Source organism: Pandoraea sp. ISTKB, assembly GCF_001721285.1.
GTDB lineage: Bacteria > Pseudomonadota > Gammaproteobacteria > Burkholderiales > Burkholderiaceae > Pandoraea > Pandoraea capi.
Genome location: NZ_MAOS01000033.1, coordinates 57,195 through 73,873 on the forward strand (window position 1 = coordinate 57,195; position 16,679 = coordinate 73,873).

The 16,679-nt window shown below is 62.4% G+C and carries 11 protein-coding genes and 1 pseudogene; 3 read left to right on the forward strand and 9 right to left on the reverse strand.

What is annotated here, in order from left to right:
* Positions 1-90 precede the first annotated feature (90 nt).
* Together A9762_RS12395 and A9762_RS12400 are read right to left on the reverse strand one after the other, a co-directional pair.
* Positions 91-4,824 (reverse strand): glutamate synthase-related protein, encoded by a 4,734-nt coding sequence (locus A9762_RS12395; RefSeq protein WP_371442860.1) that lies wholly within the window; start codon positions 4,822-4,824, stop codon positions 91-93.
* Positions 4,825-5,216: 392 nt separating this feature from the next.
* Positions 5,217-5,918 carry a transposase gene (locus A9762_RS12400; protein ID WP_069342339.1) on the reverse strand — a complete coding sequence of 234 codons (702 nt, stop codon included), beginning with the start codon at positions 5,916-5,918 and terminating at the stop codon, positions 5,217-5,219.
* A 198-nt stretch (positions 5,919-6,116) separates the two neighbouring features.
* Here A9762_RS12400 and A9762_RS12405 point away from each other — a divergent pair, with 198 nt between their 5' ends.
* The 3 genes from A9762_RS12405 (at position 6,117) to A9762_RS12415 (ending at position 8,666) form a co-directional block, all read left to right on the forward strand.
* Positions 6,117-6,965: an OmpW family protein gene (locus tag A9762_RS12405; protein WP_069342340.1), complete on the forward strand. Its 849-nt coding sequence runs from the start codon at positions 6,117-6,119 to the stop codon at positions 6,963-6,965.
* Between the two features lie 280 nt (positions 6,966-7,245).
* Positions 7,246-7,995 carry an OmpW family protein gene (locus tag A9762_RS12410; RefSeq protein ID WP_069342341.1) on the forward strand — a complete coding sequence of 250 codons (750 nt, stop codon included), beginning with the start codon at positions 7,246-7,248 and terminating at the stop codon, positions 7,993-7,995.
* Between the two features lie 293 nt (positions 7,996-8,288).
* A complete protein-coding gene (locus A9762_RS12415) occupies positions 8,289-8,666 on the forward strand; it encodes a YqjD family protein (protein WP_083253865.1) in 378 nt (125 codons plus the stop codon).
* Between the two features lie 160 nt (positions 8,667-8,826).
* On the opposite strand, the gene A9762_RS12420 is transcribed toward A9762_RS12415, so the two are convergent.
* The 7 genes and pseudogenes from A9762_RS12420 to pilM all read right to left on the reverse strand — a co-directional run bounded on the left by A9762_RS12420 (position 8,827) and on the right by pilM (position 16,473).
* Positions 8,827-9,963, reverse strand: a complete 1,137-nt coding sequence (locus A9762_RS12420; RefSeq protein ID WP_139133195.1) for a deoxyguanosinetriphosphate triphosphohydrolase — start codon at positions 9,961-9,963, stop codon at positions 8,827-8,829.
* 16 nt (positions 9,964-9,979) lie between these two features.
* Positions 9,980-11,056, reverse strand: coding sequence for a 3-dehydroquinate synthase (gene aroB / locus A9762_RS12425; protein WP_069342343.1), 1,077 nt, complete (start codon positions 11,054-11,056; stop codon positions 9,980-9,982).
* 395 nt (positions 11,057-11,451) lie between these two features.
* Positions 11,452-11,970 (reverse strand): annotated as a pseudogene (locus A9762_RS28525) (shikimate kinase); the annotation flags it as partial.
* Positions 11,876-12,856, reverse strand: coding sequence for a hypothetical protein (locus A9762_RS29440; RefSeq protein WP_139133196.1), 981 nt, complete (start codon positions 12,854-12,856; stop codon positions 11,876-11,878). The pseudogene A9762_RS28525 and the gene A9762_RS29440, both read right to left, overlap by 95 nt.
* Positions 12,775-14,742, reverse strand: a complete 1,968-nt coding sequence (locus A9762_RS12440; protein ID WP_069342345.1) for a secretin N-terminal domain-containing protein — start codon at positions 14,740-14,742, stop codon at positions 12,775-12,777. The genes A9762_RS29440 and A9762_RS12440 overlap by 82 nt, the downstream gene beginning before the upstream one ends.
* Positions 14,732-15,415 carry a PilN domain-containing protein gene (locus tag A9762_RS12445; RefSeq protein ID WP_069342346.1) on the reverse strand — a complete coding sequence of 228 codons (684 nt, stop codon included), beginning with the start codon at positions 15,413-15,415 and terminating at the stop codon, positions 14,732-14,734. Before A9762_RS12445 ends, A9762_RS12440 begins: the two co-directional genes overlap by 11 nt.
* Positions 15,406-16,473, reverse strand: coding sequence for a pilus assembly protein PilM (gene pilM / locus A9762_RS12450; protein ID WP_069342347.1), 1,068 nt, complete (start codon positions 16,471-16,473; stop codon positions 15,406-15,408). Before pilM ends, A9762_RS12445 begins: the two co-directional genes overlap by 10 nt.
* Positions 16,474-16,679: the final 206 nt, after the last annotated feature.

Sequence of the window (16,679 nt, forward strand, 5' to 3'; positions counted from 1 at the left end):
AGTCGGAAAGTTTTGTGGTTACCGTGCCTCACCCGCGCGCGGCACGCCTGCGGGGCCCTCACCCCGCGCGGCGTTGCCGCGCTAGCGGACTCAGGCCGCCAGTGCTTGTTTGTCGCCCGCCTTGGCCATTTCGCCCAACGCGCGTTTGTATTCGCTCGGGAACACCTTCACGAACTTGCGGCGTGCGCCGTCCCAGTCTTCGAGCAGCGCCTTGGCGCGCGTGGAGCCCGTATACTGGAAGTGACGCTCGATGAGCTCGCGCAGCAGCGCCTCGTCCGTCTGGCCGCGATGCCACAGGCCTTCGCTCACGGTGCGCTCCTGCTCGCCGTGCGGCAGCACCGGATCGAGGGCGACCATCGCCGTGTTGCACTTCGCGGCGAACGAGCCGTCGACGTCGTACACGTAGGCCACACCGCCCGACATACCGGCCGCGAAGTTACGGCCGGTCTCGCCCAGCACGACCACCGTACCGCCCGTCATGTATTCGCAACCGTGGTCGCCCGTGCCTTCCACGACTGCCGTGGCGCCCGAGTTACGCACGCAGAAACGCTCGCCGGCCACGCCGTTGAAGAACGCTTCGCCTTCGATGGCGCCGATCATCACGGTGTTGCCCACGATGATGTTGTCTTCGGCATTGCCGCGGAAGTCGTTGGTCGGACGCACGATGATGCGGCCACCCGACAGGCCCTTGCCCACGTAGTCGTTACCGTCGCCGACCAGATCCAGCGTGATGCCGCGTGCGAGGAACGCGCCGAAGCTCTGACCCGCCGTGCCCTTGAGCTGCACGTGGATCGTGTCTTGCGGCAGACCTTCGTGACCGTAACGCTTGGCCACTTCGCCCGAGAGCATGGCGCCGACCGTACGGTTGCGGTTACGCACCGGCTGGATGAACGAGACGTGCTCGCCCTTCTCCAGCGCCGGCAGCGCCTTCTCGATCAGTGCGTGATCGAGCGCACCGGCCAGACCGTGGTCCTGCGTCTCGACGTGCAGACGCGGCACGTCGGCTTCCACTTCCGGCAGATAGAAGATACGGGCGAAATCCAGACCCTTCGCCTTCCAGTGCTCGACACCGGCCTTGGTGTTGAGCAGATCGGCGCGGCCGATCAGGTCGTCGAACTTCGCGATGCCCAGTTGCGCCATGATCTCGCGCACTTCCTCGGCCACGAAGAAGAAGTAATTGACGACGTGCTCCGGCTTGCCCTGGAATTTCTTGCGCAGCACCGGATCCTGCGTCGCAACGCCGACCGGGCAGGTGTTCAGGTGGCACTTGCGCATCATGATGCAGCCCTCGACGACGAGCGGCGCCGTCGCGAAGCCGAATTCGTCGGCGCCGAGCAAGGCACCGATCACCACGTCGCGGCCGGTCTTCATCTGACCGTCGGCCTGCACGCGGATACGGCCGCGCAGACGGTTGAGCACCAGCGTTTGCTGCGTCTCGGCCAGGCCCAGTTCCCACGGCGTACCGGCGTACTTCACCGACGAGAGCGGCGAGGCGCCCGTACCACCGTCGTGACCGGCGATCACCACGTGATCGGCCTTGGCCTTCGCGACACCGGCAGCCACCGTGCCCACACCGACTTCCGACACGAGCTTCACCGAGATCGACGACGAAGCGTTCACGTTCTTCAGATCGTGAATGAGCTGTGCCAGATCTTCGATCGAGTAGATGTCGTGGTGCGGGGGCGGCGAGATCAGACCCACGCCCGGCACCGAGTAACGCAGCTTGCCGATGTACTCGGTCACCTTGTGACCCGGCAACTGACCGCCTTCGCCCGGCTTCGCGCCCTGCGCCATCTTGATCTGAATCTGGTCTGCGGAGACCAGATAGTCTGCCGTCACACCGAAGCGGCCCGACGCGACCTGCTTGATCTTCGAGCGCAGCGAGTCGCCGTCTTGCAGTTCGATGTCGGTCTCGATGACGTCGCGACCCACGATCGAAGCAAGCGATTCGCCCTTCTTGATCGGAATGCCCTTGAGTTCGTTGCGATAACGACGCGGATCCTCGCCGCCTTCACCCGTGTTCGACTTGCCGCCGATACGGTTCATGGCGACGGCCAGCGTGGCGTGCGCTTCGGTCGAGATCGAGCCGAGCGACATGGCACCCGTGGCGAAACGCTTCACAATGTCCTTGGCCGACTCGACCTGATCAAGCGGAATCGCGCGTTGCGGATCGACGCGGAACTCGAACAGACCGCGCAGCGTCATGTGACGCTTGCTCTGGTCGTTGATGAGGTTCGCGTATTCCTTGTACGTCTGGTACGAGTTCGAACGGGTCGAGTGCTGGAGCTTGGCGATGGCATCCGGCGACCACATGTGGTCTTCGCCACGAATGCGGAACGCGTATTCGCCGCCGGCGTCGAGCATGTTCGAGAGCACCGGGTTGTCGCCGAAGGCGTCGCGATGCAGACGCACCGCTTCCTCGGCCACTTCGAAGATGCCGATACCACCGACGTTCGACGCCGTGCCCTGGAAGTACTTCTGGATCAGTTCCTGCGACAGGCCGATAGCTTCGAAAATCTGGGCGCCCGTGTACGACATGTACGTGGAGATGCCCATCTTCGACATGACCTTGTGCAGGCCCTTGCCCACGGCCTTCACGAAGTGCTTGATCGCCTTCTCGGGCGTGAGGTCGCCGCCTTGCTTGCGTGCGATCTGCGCGAGCGTTTCCATCGCCAGGTACGGGTGGACGGCTTCCGCGCCATAGCCCGCGAGCAGTGCGAAGTGGTGAACTTCACGTGCCGAACCGGTTTCCACCACGAGACCCGTGCTCGTGCGCAGACCTTGTGCGACCAGATGCTGGTGCACGGCGGACGTGGCGAGCAGCGCCGGCATGGCGACTTGTTCGCGGTTCGTCAGACGGTCCGAGACGATGAGGATGTTGTAACCCGACTTCACGGCGTCGACCGCTTCAGCGCACAGCGAAGCGAGGCGGGCTTCGATGCCTTCCTTGCCCCAGGCGACCGGATAGCAGATGTTCAACTCGTACGAGCGGAATTTGCCGCCGGTGTACTTGTCGATGTGACGGATCTTCGAGATTTCCTTGAAGTCCAGCACCGGCTGCGACACTTCGAGACGCATCGGCGGGTTAATGTTGTTCGTGTCGAGCAGGTTCGGCTTCGGACCGATGAACGACACCAGCGACATCACCATGTTTTCGCGGATCGGGTCGATCGGCGGGTTCGTCACCTGCGCGAATAGCTGGCGGAAGTAGTGATAGAGCGTCTTGTTCTTGTTGCTCATGACCGCGAGCGGGCTGTCGTTGCCCATCGAGCCCACGGCTTCTTCGCCGTTGATCGCCATCGGCGTCATCAGCACCTTCACTTCTTCCTGCGTGTAGCCGAACGCCTGCTGCAAGTCGAGCAGCGGCGTTGCCGTGTCGTGATGCACGCCGGCTTCCTCGACCTTCGGCTCGATCTCGTCGAGCTTGATGCGCACGGCGTCGATCCAGCTCTTGTACGGCTTCGCGTTGGCGAGGTTGTCCTTGAGTTCCTTGTCGTCGATGATGCGGCCCTGATCCATGTCGATCAGGAACATCTTGCCCGGTTGCAGGCGCCACTTCTTGACGATCTTCGACTCGGGAATCGGCAGCACGCCCGATTCCGATGCCAGGATGACGACGTCGTCGTCGGTGATCACGAAACGCGCCGGACGCAGACCGTTACGGTCGAGCGTGGCGCCGATCTGACGACCGTCGGTGAATGCGATGGCGGCGGGGCCGTCCCACGGCTCCATCATGGCAGCGTGGTACTCGTAGAACGCGCGGCGGTTCTCGTCCATCAGCGTGTGCTGTTCCCAGGCTTCCGGGATCATCATCATCACGGCGTGGGCGAGCGGGTAGCCGGCCATCGTGAGCATTTCGAGGCAGTTGTCGAACGATGCGGTGTCCGACTGGCCCGGGTAGATCAGCGGCCACAGCTTTTGCAGATCGTTGCCGAGTACGGCCGACGAGATCGCGCCCGTGCGGGCGTTGATCCAGTTCACGTTGCCCTTCACGGTGTTGATTTCACCGTTGTGCGCCACCATGCGGTACGGGTGCGCCAGTTCCCATGCGGGGAACGTGTTCGTCGAGAAACGCTGGTGAACGAGGGCGAGTGCCGAGACAGTGCGCGGATCGGACAGATCGCGGTAGTAGCGGCCGACCTGATCGCACAGCAGCAGGCCCTTGTAGACGATCGTGCGCGCCGACATCGACGGCACGAAGTATTCCTTGCCGTGCTTGAGCTTGAGCGCCTGAATGCGGTGGCTGGCGGTCTTGCGGATGACGTACAGCTTACGCTCGAGGGCGTCCGTCACCATGATGTCCTGACCGCGACCGATGAAGATCTGGCGGATCACCGGCTCGGTGGCCTTCACGTTGGGCGACATCGGCATGTCGCGATCGATCGCGACATCGCGCCAGCCCAGCACGACCTGACCTTCGGCCTTCACGGTGCGCTCCAGCTCCTGTTCGCAGGCCAGGCGCGACGCGTGTTCCTTCGGCAGGAAGATCATGCCCACGCCGTATTCGCCGGCGGGCGGCAAGGTCACGCCCTGCTTGGCCATCTCTTCGCGGAAGAACTGGTCGGGAATCTGAAGCAGGATACCTGCGCCGTCCCCCATCAGCGGGTCGGCACCCACGGCGCCCCGGTGATCGAGGTTCTCGAGAATCTTCAGACCCTGTTCGACGATGGCGTGACTCTTCACGCCCTTGATGTGCGCGACGAAACCGACACCGCAGGCATCGTGTTCATTGGCCGGGTCGTACATGCCCTGTGCGTCCGGCGCCAAGTACGCCTCACCCGGCAGCGCTGCTGCCGTCGCAATCGGTTGTTGTTTCTTTTCCACGAGTTACACCGTCTCTTGGCGAGGCCGCCGCGCGCATGCTCGTCGCGGTCGACCGGGTTAAGTGGGGTTGGCCGGGCGGGCCAGAGCTGCGGATTCGCGTGCGTCGAAGGTCGTTCTCGTGCGTCGCCACAGGGGGCCGACTCAGCGCGCACGGTTTTCCGCATCGCACCAATCGGCCGAAGTTGGAATATACGCCATGAAATTCACAATGACAAAAGAATTTAAAGGGGTCAGATTCCAATTAAAAACCGCACCAAAAGCAGGCTTGTTTTTATTGGGGGCAGATTGATTTCGCGCACAAGGGGATCGATGAAAAAATCCGTGATTTCAAATGCTTGGCGGTGCGAGAAAGGGGAAGCGGCAGGTCGGAACCGACCTGCCGAAAAACAACATCAGAGGGCTGAAGGTGTCGATTTGCGGGGACGACCGCGCGTCAGCGGACTCACCCGGCGATTGGCGGCCAGCGACATCCGGGCCTGATACTCGGGTCCGCCGAGGAGCCACCCCTTTTGCGTCGCTGTACGCAATGCGTCCACCTCGTGCGCCGGCAGTGGAATCGAGAACCCCTCTGCGTAAGCCCGTTGACGCTCGAACGGTGTATTGCCCAGCGCCCAGTAAAGCGCGTGATCGGTCACCAGACTGTCGACGGTCAAGCCGACGTGATGGTTGTAACTCGACCACAGGTAGTTACCCGGAGCATCAACCAGACCGGCGCGCACCGGATTGAGTTCGACGTAACGGCTGGCGAGCAGCAAATAGTGCTCCGCCTCGATCACCGTGGCGCGATACCGGCCTTCCCATAGGGTGCCGGTGCGCTGATGACGTCGATTGAAATAGAGCACGTAATAGCGACCGACCGCCTGCAATGTTGCCGGCAAGCTGCGCTCATCCGTGGGTGTCGCGACCAGGTGCAGGTGGTTCGGCATCATGCACCAGGCATGGATCGCCAGGCCATTGGCGCGCGCGGCGTCACGCAGACGCTCGTGAAAAACGCGCCGATCCTCGTCGTCGACGAAGATGGCCTGCCGGTTATTGCCACGCAGAATCACATGCTGCGGCTGGCGCGGAATAAAGAGTCTCGGTAATCGGGCCATGCTGATTCAAATGTAATGCTTTAAAGCTCGACATCACGATTCACGAGAGAGATTTACCATGAAAAATCTCTTTAAATACTGATATCTAGCCAAACCCCGTCGATTCGTACAAAAGTTCTAGATCCGACGATTGCGCCCTGAAATCCCAAGCGCATAATGCATCGAAAAATAAATAAATAATCTTGGGAGGAAAGACAAATGACAACTCGGACCTATCGGTCCGCGGCGTGCCTTTGCGCGCTCGGACTCGGCATTTCCCTGGCGTCCACCAGCGCCAGTGCACAACAGGCCGGCGACAACGTCGTCAACCTCGGCTGGTTCCACATTGCCCCGCAGGACTCCAGCAAACCCATGACCACCAGCGTCACGCAGGAGGGGCTTACGCCTACCCTCGTGCCTTCGAACTTTACTTCACCCGGCAGCGGCGCGAAGGTCAGCAACGCCGATACCCTCGGCCTGGTCATCACGCACTTCTTCACCGACAACATCGCTTTGCAAACGGTGGCGGGCGTTCCCGCCAAGTTCAAGCTGACCGGTCAGGGCGTGATTGCGCCCCCGGGATTGGCCGGCGCGCTCACGAGTATCGACCTCGGCGCGGCACAAAACAACCCGATCGTGCAGAGCGTGCGCCAGTGGAGCCCGGCGCTCGTGCTTCAGTATTACTTCGGACAGGCCAATTCGACGTGGCGCCCTTTTCTGGGTATCGGTGTGAGTTATACGTTCTTCACGAACGTGAGTCTCAATCCGAATTTTGAAGCGGCGCTGAATCAGAATTTCGGCAGTGTGCTCGCTTTTACTTCCGGCCATAACGGTCCCACGACGGTCGAAGCCAAATCGTCGGCCTCGTGGCAACCGGTATTCAACGCCGGCCTTTCTTATGCATTCGACAAGCACTGGGTTGCGAGCGCGTCGGTCTCCTACTTGCCACTCAAAACCACTGCGAACATCAAGATCAAGGCGCAGGACGGAACAGTGCTCTCGTCCTCGGACGCCGAAATCAAGCTCAATCCGATTGTGACGTTCGTATCGCTCGGCTACAAGTTCTAAACCCAGCAGGCGGGACGCTAATTGCGTTCCGCTAGTTGCGGCCAGAATATCGGACTCCGCAGTGAATTTCTAAAGCGTGCCTGACATATAAGGGCGCGCTTTTCTTTCGTCCAGCGCTTTTTTCTAGGGGCATTCCATAGGTCGATGCGCGGATACAACACCATTAGAGCGTGACCTCCAGACTCTTGCTATCCGCCACTTTGCACGGTCGGCATAATGACCCTGAATTTCATTTAACGAAATTCTCGACAATAAAGAATCTTGAGCAGGAGACGAATCGATGAAGTTGAAGCATTTGACGATTGCTGCCGCGGCTATGCTGACGGCATCGGGGGCCGCCTTCGCACAGCAAGCCGGGGATAACGTTATCAACCTGGGTTGGTTCCATCTCTCGCCCCAGGTTTCGAGCGATCCGCTGCACGTGACCGGTTCGAATGTTCCGGGTCTGGCGGGGCTCGTGAACAGCCGTCTGGGTAATACGGGTGCTCAGGTCGACGACGCAGATACGCTCGGCCTCACGCTGACGCACTTCTTCACCGACAACATCGCGGTGGAAGGTGTTTTCGGGATTCCGCCGAAGTTCCGCCTGTACGGTCAGGGCAACCTGGCGCTGCCGGGCGGCGGATCGCTGGCGTCGGCCAAGCAATGGAGCCCCGCCCTGTTGCTGAAGTATTACTTCGGTCAGGCTAACGACACGTGGCGTCCGTTCGTCGGTATCGGTGCGAGCTACTTCTTCTACTCGAACATCGAACTGACGCCGGGCTTCCAGTCGCTGGCCAGCAACGCACTGACGGGTGGCCCGGGCGGAAACACGACGGCCTCGCTGACGAACGCCTGGGCACCGGTGTTCAACGCGGGTCTTAACTGGAACGTCGACAAGCACTGGACGCTGGCATTCTCGGTGTCGTACATCCCGGTGAGCACCACGGCCAAGCTGACGACGACCCGTGGCCCGGTCACGACGACGAGCGAAGCCAAGGTGAAGCTGAACCCGGTGGTGACGTTCCTGTCGCTGGGCTATCGCTTCTAAGCTGCTGCAGCACAACGAAAGACGCATCAAGTTGCACCAAAAACGCCGCCTCGTGCGGCGTTTTTGCATTTCTGCTATTCCCCTGCCATTGATCGCCCCCAAGTCAGCGCATTCCGACACCATCTTCAGCCAAACGGCTGCAACTTTCTTTTTTGGCCGGCTGTCTTTCCAAGGTGTACGCACGCAAGCGGGTCGCGCCATAATGGCCGCTCGCCTCAGGGTTCCACCGGCGTCGGTCTCCCCCCGGGTCTACCGGACGCCGCATTTCAATACCACCTCTTGGGAGTCTGAAAATGGGAATTGCCTCGAAAGCGGAAACGGCCCTTAACAGCGGCCTGGAAGATGCACGCTTCGCCGGACGACGCACGGCACGCGCAGCGCGCCTCGCGAGCAGCGATGTGTCTTCTCGCGTAAAGGATCTGCTCGACGATCTGGATCACGCATTGTCCAACGCCAAATCGGCGTCCGACGTCGAAGCACTGCGTGCTGAAATCGGCGACAAACTGCGTCAGGCGCGCAGCGATTTTGGCGATGCACGTGCCAACTTGCGCCACCGCGCCAACGAAGTCTGGGAAGAAGCCGATGGGTACGTTCACGAACGGCCTTGGCAGACGGTCGGCACCGTGGCGGCCGTCGCGCTGGTCCTCGGGTTTATCGCCGGGCGCAGCTAACCCGTCGTTGCGGGATTCGCGACGAGGCGCCACGATTCATCGCGTCGTTGTCGCGGTAGAAAAAAGCAGCCGGCAATTGACTATTGCCGGCTGTTTCTTATGGTGGGCTTGGTCGTCATCGCGCCCACGCCGTTAGGATCTCAATCGGGATCTCAGTCGCTCAGAGCGTCGGTTCGACGGCAAAGAGTCTTCGGTATTCCTTGATCGCGTAGCGATCCGTCATCCCTGCGACGTAGTGGGCAATCCAGCGCGGCTGGTCTGCCGGATTCTCCGGACGGTAGTTCGGTGGCAACAACCTCGGGTCCGAGAGGAACGCATCGAACAATTCCTGCACGATGCGCTGCGCCTTCGCGGCCATGCGCATCACGAGATAGTGCCGGTACAGGTTATCGAACAGGAACCGTTTGAGGCTGCCCGCCTGCTCCCGCATCTCGGGGCTGAACGCCACCAGCGGACCGGAGGCGCGTACGTCATCCATGGAGAATGGCGACGCATCTGCTACACGCTGACGCGTCGTCGCAATCAGGTCGACGATCAGCGCGTTGATGATACGGCGCGTGGTTTCATGCACCAGCCGCCGTCCCGAGATGTCGGGCCACTCGCGCCTTGCCTCGGTGCAATAGCGATTCCACAGCGGCACTTCGTCGAGTTGTTCCAGCGCCAGCAAACCCGAGCGCACACCGTCGTCGATATCGTGATTGTTGTAGGCAATCTCGTCCGCCAGATTGGCGATCTGCGCTTCGATGCCGGGCTGACGCCCCTTGAGAAAGCGCTCGCCCAGTTCACCAAGTCCCCGCGCATTCGCGCGCGAACAATGCTTGAGAATGCCCTCTCGCGTCTCGAAGCAAAGATTCAGGCCGTTGAAACCACCGTAGTGCTCTTCGAGCTCATCGACCACGATGAGGCTCTGAAGGTTGTGCTCGAACCCGCCGTATTCCTGCATGCACGCGTTCAACGCGTCTTGTCCGGCGTGACCGAAAGGTGTGTGCCCGAGGTCATGCGCCAGCGCCACCGCTTCGACGAGGTCCTCATTGACCCGCAAATTCCGCGCAATCGAACGGCCGATCTGCGCAACTTCGAGGCTGTGCGTGAGACGCGTGCGGAACAGGTCGCCTTCGTGATTGACGAAGACCTGTGTCTTGTACTCGAGACGACGAAAAGCCGTCGAGTGAATGATGCGATCGCGGTCACGCTGGAACTCGGTCCGCGCGGAGGGGGCCGCTTCCGCGAACCGCCGTCCACGTGACGCGTTGGAGCGCGCCGCGTATGGGGCAAGCGACGCTTCGTAATCGATCATCGCCAGCCCTCCATGCTCAGACGTTGGCGCGCAGCGTGGCGCGGAGTTCGGCATCGGGCACGCTCGTCATGAACGCCTGCCCCAACCGGTTGAGCAGCACGAAGCGGATATCGCCGCCTTCGGCCTTCTTGTCGACACGCATGAGATCGATGTAACGGTCTTCGCCGAGATCCGGGCCGACGACCGGCAGTTTGGCCGCTGCGACCAGGGCCTTGATGCGGGGCACCATGGCGTCGTCGATGAACCCCAGGCGAGCCGACAGATCGGCGGCCATCACCATGCCGCAGCCCACGGCCTCACCATGCAGCCACTCGCCATAGCCGAGCCCGGCTTCGATGGCGTGGCCGAACGTGTGCCCGAAGTTCAATGTCGCGCGCAGTCCCTGCTCGCGCTCGTCGCTGGCCACAACGGCGGCCTTGATCTCGCATGAGCGCTGCACGGCATACGTGAGCGCCGCCGTGTCACGACCGTTCAGCAGGTCGATATTGGCCTCGATCCAGTCGAAATACTGCTCGTCGGCAATCACGCCGTGTTTGATGACTTCCGCCATCCCGGCGGCCAGTTCACGATCGGGCAAGGTGGACAGCGTACCGATATCGGCCAGCACAGCGCTCGGCTGCCAGAACGCACCGATCATGTTCTTGCCCAGCGGATGATTGATCCCCGTCTTGCCGCCCACCGAAGAATCGACCTGCGAGAGCAGCGTCGTCGGTACCTGCACGAAGGGCACGCCGCGCATGTAGCAAGCGGCCGCGAATCCGGTCATATCGCCCACCACGCCGCCGCCCAGCGCGATCAGCGTGGCCTTGCGGTCAGCCTGAGCGCCCAGGAGCTCGTCGAAGATCAGGTTGAGCGTCTGCCAGTTCTTGTGGGCTTCGCCATCGGGCAGCACGGCGGTCACGACACGCTTGCCCAGTCGTTGCAGCGTTTGCGCAACTTGCTCGGCATACAGCGGCGCGACGGTCGTGTTCGTGACGATCACGGCATGCGTGCCGCGAATGTGCGGCGCAAACAACGCGTCCTGCTTCAGCAGTTCCGTGCCGATGTGGATGGGGTAGGCGCGCTCGCCAAGCTCGAGTTTCAGGGTAATCATGCCGCTTTCATGCCACTTGTTGGCTTGTTGTCATGTTCAGCGATAACGGTCGATGTCGGCCGATATCAGCGAGGAAAGGTATCACGCCCGGATGACAGCGGCTCGGAAGGCACCGCACCGCCAGCGCTCGTCTGAGGCAAACCGATGTCACCTAAGCTCTGCTCGTGTCCCACGTCCGCCGCATTCGATATTGCACCGGAAGCACCGGGGGTATCGGTAGCATCAGAGGTATCAGGCGCATCGTCACCGGCGTGGTTGGCGTCGTCGACATCCACTTCGCCAACGGCGTCACTGGCGCCGACAGCGGGATGCAGCGACGTCGTATCGCCTTGCGCCCCGTCCGGCATCTCCGAGGCATCCGACTCCTCGGAAACCGCGAGATCCGCAGCGCTCGGAACGATGCCCGCGACTTCCAACTGCATCAGCACCATGTTGACCAAGGCGTTGACGCTTGGTCGTCCCGTTTCGATGATGAACGTCGCGCATTCGCGGTAAAGCGCATCGCGCTCCTGATACAGCTGTTCGAGACGTGCACGCGGATCAGCGGTTTGCAGCAACGGACGATTCTTGTCGCGACGTGTGCGCAACCAGAGGTCATGCGGATTGGCGCGCAGATACACCACCGTTCCGCGCGATTTGATGTACTCGCGGTTTTCCGCGCGCAGCACCGCGCCCCCGCCAGTGGCAAGGACAATTCCGCTGCGTTGAGTGAGTTCGTCGATGGTCTGGGTCTCGCGCTGACGAAAGCCTTCCTCGCCTTCGTGCTCGAAGATGACCGGAATGCGCACGCCGGTACGCGCCTCGATCTCATGGTCGGAGTCATAGAACTGCCGCCCGAGACGTCGCGCGACGGCGCGTCCAACCGTGGTCTTGCCCGCCCCCATCAGTCCGACAAGTATTACGTTTTCCAGCATAAATCGCTGATATTTGGGTTCCAATCCCTGATGATACCGGTATCTGCGTCGGGCGTGCGGAACGCGTCGCCTCGGGGAACACCCCGATGAGACGGGGATGCGCGGCCGGCAGGTCATCGAGAATGGGGCCTGGAACCGGGTCTCGCGTGCTCTCCGTCACGGGCTCCGGCAACCGGGAAGGCCCGACAGACGGCCTCCCCATCGGGCGAACAGCCGACTCAAGACCGCTCGCCTCGGCCGACGCGTCGGCCTCTCGGCTGCCCTCCGGCACCACACTCGGCGTCAGGAACACCAGCAATTCCGTCCGGCGGTCTTCATTGGCGCGGTTACGGAAAAGCGCACCGAGTAGCGGCACCTCACCCAACCATGGCACGGCGGCGCGGCTGTCTCGGCGCACCTCCTGATAAATCCCGCCGATGGCGACCGTCCCGCCGTTTTCGACCTGAACCTGCGTGCGAACGTGCCGGGTATCGACAGCAAACCCCTCGACCACGGCCTGCCCGACGCTGTCCTTTCGTACGTCGACGTCGAGAATCACCTGACCGTCCGGTGTGATCAGGGGGGTGACCTCCAGCCGCAACGTGGCTTTACGAAACTGGACCGAGGCCACACCGCGACGTCCGCTACGTGTCTGATATGGCAACTCCGTGCCCTGCTCGATGAGCGCTTGCACCTTGTCAGCGGTGACGACACGCGGCCGCGACACGACCCGCCCACGGCCGCTGGTCTCCAGCGCAGACAGTTCCAGTTGCAAAAAGCGGCTTGCAGACCGCCCGAACAGCGTGATCGCGAGGCTTGGCGGGGTTACACCTGCCAGCGCCGCCGCAGACAGCCCGACGTCCATTGCGCTACCCGGTGCGCTCGCTTCATCGCGATTCTTGCCCATCCCACCGGCTCCACCTGCCCCGCCAAATCCTCCAGCCCCGCTATTCCCCCGATTCCTCCAGCCGCGCCCGTCGAATCGGGTGCGAGTCGGAAATCGCCTCCACCGGTCGCGGCCGGCAGCCGGCCTTCGGTGCCCCCTGACCCCGCGCCACCCTGACGCCCGGCAAGCCGCACCCCAAGCGATTCGCTGAACCGGTCATCCGCCTCGACGATGCGCGCCTCGATCAGCACCTGCCGGACAGGAACGTCGATGCGGGCAATAAACGACGCGAGCGCGTCGAGCTTTTCAGGCAGGTCAGTCACGAACAACTGGTTCGTACGCGGATCCGCGATCAGACTGCCACGCGAGGACAACAATCGCTGCCCCTTGCTGTCCTTTTCCCCAAGAATGATGTCTCTTAGCGCCAGCGCTCGCGGGTAGTTCAGCGTAAAGCGCCGTGCCACCAACGGCAGCAGCGCTTCGCGTTTCGCCGCCGCTTCCAGTTGCGTCTGCTCGTCGGCCAGCAAATCGGCGCGAGGCGCGATCCAATCCACGCCATTGAGCGATTGCACACCGAGTCCCGCACTTCGGATCATGACGTCGAACGCGGTTGCGGCAGACACCCCCTGCACCTCCATGTCGAGACGCCCGGTCACGCGCTCGCCGATGACGACACTGCGCCCGGTCAGACGTGCGAACGCCCTCAACGCCTCGCCGGTCTCCACGCCACGGAGTGTCACGTCGACAGAGGTCGTGTCATGTTCAGGAGATGCACCATCGCGCGTCAGCGCCTGATCGCGCCACGTCGCCGAGAGTCCGGTCGGGCCGGCACGCTGGAGGACGAGCTGCCGGGAGCCCAGACGCATCGAACCGACAGGCCCCGCATCGTCGACCGACGCCGCCGCTGTTGACGCGACCATCGTGACCGCGTCCTGCGCCGCGCGGCGGGTTAGCGGCGTGCGAAAGACATCGATCGTATCCGAGGTCATTTGCCACTGCCGAGGCGGCTCAGGCAACGCGGGCCACGCAAGATTCGCCTGAACGTTGACCTTCCTCAGCTCGGCGGGACGCTGCCAAAGATAGGCGGACACCATGACGGTCAGCGTCGCTTCCGTGTCTTCGGAATGAGATGTGCCGCCCACCGGGCCAGTAGGCATTCGAGGCCCTTGAATGGCAAGCTGTCCGACCGCAAGGTGACGCGGCACGGTGTCAATCTCGCCAAGCCAGCCAAGCAAGTTGGCGACAGTCCCCCGAACGCGCATCTCTGCCCGCTCGACCATAAGATCGCCGGACGTTTCAGAGGGCCCCGGCCGGGCGAATTCCAGCACCAGCCCCGAACCTGCAACGAGCCGCTCAAGATCGGTACGCCAGGCGGCGACAGCCTCATCTGTGTCGTCGATTTCATCGCCCGGGTCGCTAGCGTCGCTTCGCCCGATCGCGGCTGCACCGTCGCGCGTCTCGCCACCCGTCGCCCGCACCAGCGCAGACGGATCGTGCGATGCATGCTTCGACGTTTCGGTGTCTCCCTCCGTTGTGCCTCCCTCAGCTATCGGCCTGGCAATCGGTAGCAACCGTCGCCAGGCAATCGTCTCCGCCTCTGCATTTCGCAGCCGTGCGGCAAGATCCGGCAGCCGACGCGCCGCGTCGTTGGCTCGTTCCAATGTTTGCCGCTCGACATCAAGATCGTTCTTCAACGTCGCCCACGTCGGCAGTCCAACCAACCACCATATCGACCACGCCAGCACGAGCCCTGCCATCCCGGCCAGTACCGCCAGCGCCCACCGCACGGACAATGCCCATTCCGCCGGCGAGATAGCCGTCCATCGATGCCATAGCGCGCCCCATCGCTCGCTCATGTCATAAAACGTGTCGCGAACATCGTCCGGCGGGTGTTTGTCACCGTACATCGGGCACCTCCTCCATTACCGGCCGATCAACCCCGACATCGACGTCGGCCACGCCCGTCAACACCACTGGCGCAGGCACCTGCCGGAGTTCGATGCGTAACGTGAAACGACGCACATTGGGCATAGCGGCAGACGCCTGCCCGGCGGCCCATTGCCGCCTGACGCTTTCCGGCACCACGCTCGACTCCACCTCTGCGACCTTTCGCACCCACGGCAACGCGCGCAACCGTTTCTGCGTCTCGCGCACACGCGACTGTGTCGTCGCATACCCCTCCAGTCGCAGGTGCTCGTCGACCGTCTTCACCAACGTCAATCTGACACCATCAGCACACGCCCTCATGACGTCCAGCAATCGCTGCGCGGCAGGTTGCCGCCGCCCGACCAAAGCGGACGTTGCCCGGCGATGCGCCTGCATCTCACCGAGCTTGCGCACCGTGATATCGAACGCCCTCACCTCGGCCTTCAACTTCTCGCTCGCCGCCCGCAATGCCGTGCGTTGCAACTTCGACTCCCGACGTTGATGCTCATCCCAGGCAATAGGCCCCAGCGATGCACATGCGCCACACGCAGCAATAGCCAGCCAGATACGCCATTGACGGCGGAAGTCGCGCTGCCGTCGCTGTGCCAACGTGGGAAGGAAATCGAGCGGCGGCAATTCGGCACTCATTCGCATGACACGCCTCGTATCGACATGGCGCGCAATGCGAGCCCAAACGGAACGGTGAGTACCGTCCGTTGCGCTGGCGCGTGGAAACGTGACATGGAAGAACCTGCGGGCGTCAGATGGCTCAGCGGATCGAATGGGGCGACTTCGACACCACATGTGGCGGCAATGGCTACGCAGATCTGCTCAAGTTCGCTCGGACTTGCCCCTCTCGCCGTCACGTGAAAGATTTGCGGAACGACAGGCAACGCCCCCAATAACGCCCGCACTACGCTTGCCAGGGCTTCTGAATGGGCATTGACGCCGTCAAACCGCTCGCGAACGTCTGCGACACATGTCTGCCCGTTGAAAACCGCCAGATCGACCTCCTGCGCGTCGATCTGTAGCAACGCGACGGGCGGGACATTTGAATGTGCCGCCGACGCGGATTCCGGCGTCGATACGCCATGCATCTTCGTTCGGGCCCATCGGAATGCCCGACGCCCCGCCCCGTGCGCCGCATCCATCGCATGCGTGCGCAGACCCGCCATTTCCAGCACGGCAACCCTGTCATCCGCCAACGCCGCTTCACACGCGTACAACCTAAGGCGATGACTGCCGGGTTCGGCCCACGTCACACCGACACGGCTTCTCGAATCGACAGTGCCGTCGCCGGGCAGCAGCAGGGCAGCGCGCCGCTCGCACCATGCACGTAACGCGCGCGGCGGCAGATCAGCGGGATAGTCGATGACCTGGGTCCTGAGTCCCTGCGAGGGAAGCGCCACTACAATCGTGTCACCCTGCAAGTCCTGCGGTTCGATTTCCAGCCGCTCCAGCAACTCGCCCAGCCTGCGTGCCAATGCTTCCGGCTTGGCAATCTGTGCGCCGTTCAACATGCCATCGTCGATGACGGCACTCCCACAAGCACTCAGACGCCACGGCTCTCCCCCTGTCGTGCGTGCCATGCGAACGAATTGCATCCCCCCCGCGTCAAAGTGAATACCGCAAGCGCCGCCGTCGTTGCGGGGCAACGCCGCCGCCAGTTGATTGCCCACGTAACGCACACCGCGCAAAATCGCTGCGACCATGATCTCCTCCCGTCTCTCGCCCTATCGATGCGATCGATGCTAGCGGGCACGGTGCGACCGTCCAATCGGACGATTCCGAATCTCGGCGTTAGCACGGCGAGAAAAATGCGCTTTCGGAATTTGCGCCGTTTTTCACTCGGCGAATTCTTAGTCCCTATAGGCGCGAACTCCGATTTCGGGGAGCTGCCGAGGGAGGTCACGGGTCG

Excerpts from the sequence above, each read along its gene's own strand:
- A9762_RS12410 (WP_069342341.1), top strand. The coding sequence starts at position 7,246 with ATGAAGTTGAAGCATTTGACGATTGCTGCCGCGGCTATGCTGACGGCA.
- A9762_RS12405 (WP_069342340.1), top strand. The coding sequence starts at position 6,117 with ATGACAACTCGGACCTATCGGTCCGCGGCGTGCCTTTGCGCGCTCGGA.
- A9762_RS29440 (WP_139133196.1), bottom strand. The coding sequence starts at position 12,856 with ATGGGCAAGAATCGCGATGAAGCGAGCGCACCGGGTAGCGCAATGGAC.
- aroB (WP_069342343.1), bottom strand. The coding sequence starts at position 11,056 with ATGATTACCCTGAAACTCGAGCTTGGCGAGCGCGCCTACCCCATCCAC.
- pilM (WP_069342347.1), bottom strand. The coding sequence starts at position 16,473 with ATGGTCGCAGCGATTTTGCGCGGTGTGCGTTACGTGGGCAATCAACTG.
- A9762_RS12420 (WP_139133195.1), bottom strand. The coding sequence starts at position 9,963 with ATGATCGATTACGAAGCGTCGCTTGCCCCATACGCGGCGCGCTCCAAC.
- A9762_RS12445 (WP_069342346.1), bottom strand. The coding sequence starts at position 15,415 with ATGCGAATGAGTGCCGAATTGCCGCCGCTCGATTTCCTTCCCACGTTG.
- A9762_RS12400 (WP_069342339.1), bottom strand. The coding sequence starts at position 5,918 with ATGGCCCGATTACCGAGACTCTTTATTCCGCGCCAGCCGCAGCATGTG.
- A9762_RS12440 (WP_069342345.1), bottom strand. The coding sequence starts at position 14,742 with ATGTACGGTGACAAACACCCGCCGGACGATGTTCGCGACACGTTTTAT.
- A9762_RS12415 (WP_083253865.1), top strand. The coding sequence starts at position 8,289 with ATGGGAATTGCCTCGAAAGCGGAAACGGCCCTTAACAGCGGCCTGGAA.